The sequence below is a fragment of the Kribbella sp. NPDC051770 genome (assembly GCF_040681455.1).
In the GTDB taxonomy this organism is placed as follows: domain Bacteria; phylum Actinomycetota; class Actinomycetes; order Propionibacteriales; family Kribbellaceae; genus Kribbella.
In genome coordinates, this window is record NZ_JBFAYT010000008.1 from 453,100 (window position 1) to 459,233 (window position 6,134).

5 protein-coding genes and 1 pseudogene are annotated in these 6,134 nt (G+C 71.0%); 3 read left to right on the forward strand and 3 right to left on the reverse strand.

From position 1 onward, the window contains the following. The first annotated feature begins 3 nt into the window (after positions 1–3). The 3 genes from AB0M01_RS27200 to AB0M01_RS27210 are packed head-to-tail and all read left to right on the forward strand — an operon-like array spanning position 4 to position 2,566. A complete protein-coding gene (locus AB0M01_RS27200) occupies positions 4–450 on the forward strand; it encodes a hypothetical protein (protein ID WP_363674298.1) in 447 nt (148 codons plus the stop codon). Further along, a complete protein-coding gene (locus AB0M01_RS27205) occupies positions 447–1,316 on the forward strand; it encodes a tetratricopeptide repeat protein (RefSeq protein ID WP_363674300.1) in 870 nt (289 codons plus the stop codon). Before AB0M01_RS27200 ends, AB0M01_RS27205 begins: the two co-directional genes overlap by 4 nt. Before the next feature lie 2 nt (positions 1,317–1,318). Next, positions 1,319–2,566, forward strand: a complete 1,248-nt coding sequence (locus tag AB0M01_RS27210) for a tetratricopeptide repeat protein (protein ID WP_363674302.1) — start codon at positions 1,319–1,321, stop codon at positions 2,564–2,566. Here the strand turns inward: AB0M01_RS27210 and AB0M01_RS27215 are convergent. The 3 genes and pseudogenes from AB0M01_RS27215 to AB0M01_RS27225 form a co-directional block, all read right to left on the reverse strand. Further along, positions 2,563–4,683 (reverse strand): elongation factor G-like protein EF-G2, encoded by a 2,121-nt coding sequence (locus AB0M01_RS27215; protein ID WP_363674304.1) that lies wholly within the window; start codon positions 4,681–4,683, stop codon positions 2,563–2,565. The two genes, AB0M01_RS27210 and AB0M01_RS27215, sit on opposite strands and share 4 nt — an antisense overlap. Positions 4,684–4,794: 111 nt before the next feature. Continuing rightward, positions 4,795–5,835 (reverse strand): aldo/keto reductase, encoded by a 1,041-nt coding sequence (locus AB0M01_RS27220; RefSeq protein ID WP_363674306.1) that lies wholly within the window; start codon positions 5,833–5,835, stop codon positions 4,795–4,797. 104 nt (positions 5,836–5,939) lie between these two features. Beyond that, positions 5,940–6,134, reverse strand: a pseudogene (locus AB0M01_RS27225) (P-type conjugative transfer protein TrbL); the annotation flags it as partial.

Below are 6,134 nucleotides of genomic sequence, written 5' to 3' on the forward strand. Positions count from 1 at the left end.
CGGATGGCGGACGAGCTGTTGCGGCCGACGATCACGGCGAACGTGGACCTGTCGGTGCGGCCGTGGCGGTTGATGTCGCAGGCGTACGTTGCGTTCTTCGGCGGGGTGCTCGCGGTGACGGTGATCGCCTACCTGAACGCGCGGCGGCTCGGCGTGAGCCCGGCCGGGCAGCGGCAGATCATCGGTGTCGGCGTGCTCGCGCTGGTGGTGTCGGCGGCGGTCGTCGTGTTCCTGACCGAGGACGAGGCGGCCAGCGGGCTGCGGATCGCGACCCGGGTCGTCGCGGTCCTGTGCTGCCTGGCGCAGCTGCGGATCCAGCGGCCGATGGACCGCGCGTTCCAGCTGCGGACGACGGAGTACAAGTCGCTCTGGGTGCCGGGCGTGGCCGCGGTGATCGGCCTCGGCGCGTTGGAGCTCGTGCTGCTCGGCGTACTGGCGGTGACGGTGTGAGCGAACCGACCGAGGCCCGGCTCCAGATGGCCGGCCACTGGCTGCAGATCGGGCACCCGGAGCGCGCTCTCGACGAGCTCCAGGGGCTGTGGGGTGACGCCGCGCTCGACTACCGCGCGTACCTGTTCCGTGGTGCCGCTCTGCATGCGCTCGACCGCAACGTCGACGCGATCGAGGTGCTGCGCGACGGGCTCGCCCAGCACGGCCCGTTCCTCCCGCTGCTGCAGATCCTGGCCGCGGCGCTGCGCGCGGAGGGCAGGCTGCCCGAGGCCGAGGCCGCGCTCCTGCAGGGGCTGAGCCTGGACCCGAACGATCCCGACCTGCTGCTCGGGTACGCGATGGTCTGTCTGTCCGCCGGTCAGGCCGAGAAGGCGAACGCGCTGGTCGAGCGCGCCGCGTCGCAGGCTCCGGAGAGCCCGCAGATCTCGGCCGCCCGGGCCCAGGTGGCGTTTGCCCTGGGCAAGGATCGCGACATGCACCGGCACTCCGAGAAAGCGCTCTCGCACGATCCCGACGACCCGAACGCGCGCGCCCTGCACGGCACGTCGGCGATGCTGACCGGCGACGCGAGCACGGGATACCGCTCTCTCGCGTCCGCGGCCGCCTCCGATCCGGGCGACCCGGACCTGCGCGCGGCCGCCCGGGAGGCGCGGCTCGCGAACCATCCGCTGATGCGGCCGCTGCGCCCGTTCCAGCGGTTCAACCCGCTGATGGTCTGGATCGGCGCGGTCGTCGTGATCTACGGGCTGCGCCTGGCCGGCCTCCGGCCGCTCGCCCTGGTCGCGGCCGTCGCCTGGTTCGGGTTCTGCATCTACTCGTGGGTGGCGCCCCCGCTGCTGCGCCGCTGGCTCAACCGGAACTGGTGACGATGACGAACGACCGGATCTCCGCCCTGCGCAAGGCCGTCGAGACGAACCCCGACGATCTCCTGCTCAGGCTCGTCCTCGCCGAGACGCTGGTCGCGGCCGGAGAGACGGAGAGCGCTCTCGACCAGTACGTCGTACTGATGGATCAGCAGGGTCTCCCCGAGGACCAGCTGGTCGCCGTCGGCGAGCTCGCGGCCGCGAACGGCCGGCTCGCGCTGCTGCGGAACTGCCTCGAGGCCGCTCGCCAGGCCGGCGTCGTCGAGGGCACCGGCCGGTTGCAGCAGCTGGTCGACGAGATGATCGCGGCCCGGACCGGCGTGAAGGTGAAGGTCGGACCCGAGGAGACGCCGGACGGCTTCGCCGGCGACACCGCGAAGGAGACCACGACCTTCGACCAGGTCGGCGGCATGGACGAGATCAAGCGGGTCATCCACCGGATGGTGATCCTGCCGCAGAGCCGGCCCGACCTGTACGAGAAGTACGGCCGCCGCTCCGGCGGCGGCGTGATGCTGTACGGCCCGCCCGGCTGCGGCAAGACGCTGCTCGCGCGGGCGACCGCGGGGGAGTGCGGGCTGCCGTTCGTCAACGTCCGGATCGAGGACGTGATGGACCCCTACCTCGGCGTCTCCGAGCGCAACCTGCACGCGGCGTTCGAGCGCGCCCGGGCGAACGCGCCGTGCGTGCTGTTCCTCGACGAGCTCGACGCGCTCGCGTTCGCGCGGCACAAGCACGGCGGGTCCGAGGCGCGTCGGCTGGTCGACGTACTGCTGCAGGAGCTGGACGCGATCGGCTCCGACAACACCGGGCTGCTCGTGATGGCCGCGACCAACGCGCCGTGGGACGTCGACGAGGCGATGCTGCGGCCGGGGCGGTTCGACCGGGTGATCTTCGTGCCGCCGCCGGACGAGCCGGCCCGGGCCGACATCCTGTCCGTCGTCCTGAAGGACGTGCCGTCGGCCGCGCTCGATCTGAAGTCGCTGGCCGCGCGGACGCCGATGTTCAGCGGCGCGGACCTGCGGGCGCTCGTCGAGCGCGGTGTGGACGCGGTGATCGACGAGGCGCTGACGACCGGCGGCGAGCCGCCGCTGGCCATGCAGCACCTCGAGAGAGCGCTCCCCGCGGTCAAGCCGTCGACGCTCGACTGGCTGCACCGGGTGCGTTCCTACATCGAGTTCGCGAACCAGTCCGAGCGGTACGACGACGCGGCGGCGTACCTGAAGTCGAAGGACGTCCGCAAGCGGCTCTCCTAGACCTTCACCTTCGACGCGGCCGCGTCCGGCATCGGCTCGTAGCGCGAGAACGATCGGGTGAACGACGCGGCGCCGTGCGACAGCGAACGCAGGTCGATCGCGTACCGGGTGATCTCGACCTGCGGCACCTCGGCCTTCACCAGCGTCCGGTCGTCGCCGACCTTGTCGGTGCCGAGCAGCCGTCCGCGCCGGCCGGACAGGTCGCTCATCACCGCACCGACGAGATCGTCGGGGACGAGCACCGAGACCAGGTCGACCGGTTCGAGCAGGTTCACCTTCGTCGCGTTCGCGGCCTCGCGCAGCGCCAGGCCGCCGGCCATCTGGAACGCCATGTCGGAGGAGTCGACGCTGTGCGCCTTCCCGTCGAGCAGCGTCACCCGGATCCCGACCATCGGGTAGCCGGCGCCGACGCCCTTCTCCATCTGCGCCCGGATGCCCTTCTCGACGCTCGGGATGAACTGCCGCGGCACCGCGCCGCCGACCACCTTGTCGACGAACTCGAACTCGGTGCCCTCCGGCAGCGGCTCGACCTCGATGTCGCAGACGGCGTACTGGCCGTGGCCGCCGGACTGTTTCACGTGCCGCCCGTGGCCCTTGGCCTTGCCGCCGAAGGTCTCGCGCAGCGGGACCCGGAGCTCAACGGTGTCCACCGAGACGCCGTACCGGTTGGCCAGGGCGTCCAGTACGACGTCAGCGTGCGCCTCGCCCATGCACCAGAGCACGATTTGGTGGGTCTCCGGGTTCTGCTCGATCCGCAGCGTCGGGTCCTCGGCCGCGAGCCGCTGCAGGCCGCCGGACAGCTTGTCCTCGTCGGTCTTCGCGCGGGCCTGGACGGCGATCGGCAGCAGCGGCTCGGGCATCGTCCACGGCCGGAGCACCAGCGGGTCGGCCTTGTCGGAGAGCGTGTCCCCGGTTTCTGCGCGGGTCAGCCGGCCGATCGCGCACAGGTCACCCGCGATCACCGCCGACGCCGGGCGCTGCTGCTTGCCGAGCGGGAACGACAGCGTCCCGATCCGCTCGTCCTCGTCGTGGTCGGCGTGGCTGTTGGCCGCGCCGAAGAAGGACGTGAAATGGCCCGACACGTGAACCGTCGTGTCGGGCCTGATGGTGCCGGAGAACACGCGCACCAGGCTGACCCTGCCGACGTACGGGTCCGACGTCGTCTTCACCACCTCGGCCAGCAGCGGGCCGTTCGGGTCGCAGGTGACCTTGCCCTTCGGTACGCCGTGCGGGCTGAACACCTCCGGCACCTGGTGCTCGGGCGGCGACGGGAAGCCGCTGGTCGCGATCTCCAGCAGCTCGACCGTGCCGACCCCGGTGCCGCTGCAGACCGGGATCACCGGGAAGAACGAGCCGCGGGCGACCGCGCGCTCGAGATCCTGGACCAGGATGTCGGAGTCGATCTGCTCGCCCTCGAGATAGCGCTCCATCAGGGACTCGTCCTCGGACTCCTCGATGATCCCCTCGATCAGGCTGCCCCGGTGCTCCTCGACCAGGTCGGCGTACGACGCGTCCGGCGGGTGCGTGCTGCGCTTGCCGTCGGCGTACTCGTAGTGGGTCTGGGACAGCAGTCCGATCACGCCGTCGCCGGTCGGGAGGTAGAGCGGCAGGACCTTGTCGCCGAACGCGGCCTGAGCACCGGAGAGCGCGTTCTCGTAGTTCGCGCGGGCGTGGTCGAGCTTGGTGATCACCACCGCGCGCGGCATCCCGACCTGGTCGCACTCCTGCCACAGCGCCTTGGTCGGCTCGTCGACGCCCTCGTTGGCCGGGATCACGAAGAGAGCGCAATCCGCCGCTCTCAGCCCGGCCCGGAGCTCACCCACGAAGTCGGCGTACCCGGGGGTGTCGATCAGGTTCAGCTTCACGCCGTCGTGCACGAGCGGCGCGAGCGCGAGCCCGACCGAACGCTGCTGGCGGATCTCGGCGTCGTCGCAGTCGCACACCGTCGTCCCGTCGACGACGGTGCCGGCTCTGTTCAGCACCCCGGAGGCGACCAGCAGCGCCTCGACGAGAGTGGTCTTGCCACCGCCGGACGGCCCGACGAGCACGACGTTGCGAATGGCGGCGGGGGTATCGGCACCCGGCGCGCCCTGGGAAGTGTTCGCCTTGTCTGCCATGACGTTTCCTCCTGTTCGCCCACCATTCCCCGAAGCACGGGGTCTGCACAAGAGGAACAGCACACGACCGCCCAGGGGAACAGGTCCCTGGGCGGTCGTCAGGTCCTTCGGTCAGGCCTTGTTGCTCGCCGGGATGCGGACCGGGGCGAACGCGTCCTGGATCCACTTCGGGTACGCCGGCGCCGGGCTGCTGACCTCGTCGAGCTCGGCCAGGTCCTTCTCGGTGAGCGTCAGCTCGCTCGCCGCGAGGTTGTCGGTCAGCTGCTCCAGCTTGCGCGACCCGACGATCACGCTCGTCACCGCCGGCTGCGCGAGCAACCACGCGAGCGCGACCCGCGCCGGGCTCACGCCGTGCCGGTCGGCGACCACCCGCAGTACGTCGACGACGTCGTACCCACGCTCCTCGTCGAACGGGACGAAGTCAGCGCCGGTCTGCGATCGCCGCGACTGGTCGTCGGTCGTCTTGCCACCGCGATCGAACTTGCCGGTCAGGAACCCGCCCATCAGCGGCTGCCAGACGGTCAGGCTGACGCCCTCCTGCAGCGCCATCGGCACCAGCTCACCCTCAGGCTGCCGAGCGAGCAGCGAGTAGTTGATCTGGTTCGCCACGAACTTCGACTGGTGGTGCAGCGCCGAGACACCGAGCGCCTTGCTGATCTGCCAGGCCGCGAGGTTGGACGCGCCGAGGTAGCGCACCTTGCCCTGCCGTACGGCGTCGTCGAGCGCCGCGAGCGTCTCCTCGATCGGCGTCACGTGGTCCCAGTTGTGGATCTGGTACAGGTCGATGTGGTCGGTCCCGAGCCGCCGCAGGCTGTCTTCCAACGACCGCATCACGTGCAGCCGGGTCAGCCCCTGGTCGTTCGGCCCCGGCCCGACCGGCGCCAGCAGCTTCGTCCCGAGGATCACGTCCTTGCGGCGGTTGCCGAGCGCCTTCCCGAGCAGCACCTCGCTCTCACCGTCGGCGTACACGTCCGCGGTGTCGACGAAGTTCACCCCCGCGTCGAGCGCGGCGCCGACCATCCGGTCGACATCAGGCTGCTCCAGCCCACCGATCGCGCTGAACACCGGGTGGTCCTTACCACCGAACGACATCGCGCCGAGCGCGATCTCGGACACCCACACCCCGGTCCGGCCGAGCTGACGGTACTTCATGCTGCTGCTCCTCAGAACTTATTCGGACACTCTGTCTAAAAACCAGGCTACAACTCGGCGCAAGGGGGATAGGGTCGGGGTAGTCCCTCAGATTCCGGAGCCCGTCAGATGCCTTCGACCCCCGCGCCCGAGCCGCCCGCCGAGCGCCCGCCCGCGGCCGCGCCGACGCCGCGCGGGAAGGACTCCCCGGCTGCTCGGCCGGCAGAGCCTGCTCGGCCGGCACCGACTGTCCCGCCGGCACCGAGTGCTCGGCCGGCGCCGACTGTTCCGCCGGCACCGAGTGCTCCGCCGGCGCCGAC

Bases quoted from the DNA above. Each gene is read 5' to 3' on its own strand.
- AB0M01_RS27200 (WP_363674298.1), top strand. From the start codon at position 4: ATGGCGGACGAGCTGTTGCGGCCGACGATCACGGCGAACGTGGACCTG.
- AB0M01_RS27210 (WP_363674302.1), top strand. From the start codon at position 1,319: ATGACGAACGACCGGATCTCCGCCCTGCGCAAGGCCGTCGAGACGAAC.
- AB0M01_RS27215 (WP_363674304.1), bottom strand. From the start codon at position 4,683: ATGGCAGACAAGGCGAACACTTCCCAGGGCGCGCCGGGTGCCGATACC.
- AB0M01_RS27220 (WP_363674306.1), bottom strand. From the start codon at position 5,835: ATGAAGTACCGTCAGCTCGGCCGGACCGGGGTGTGGGTGTCCGAGATC.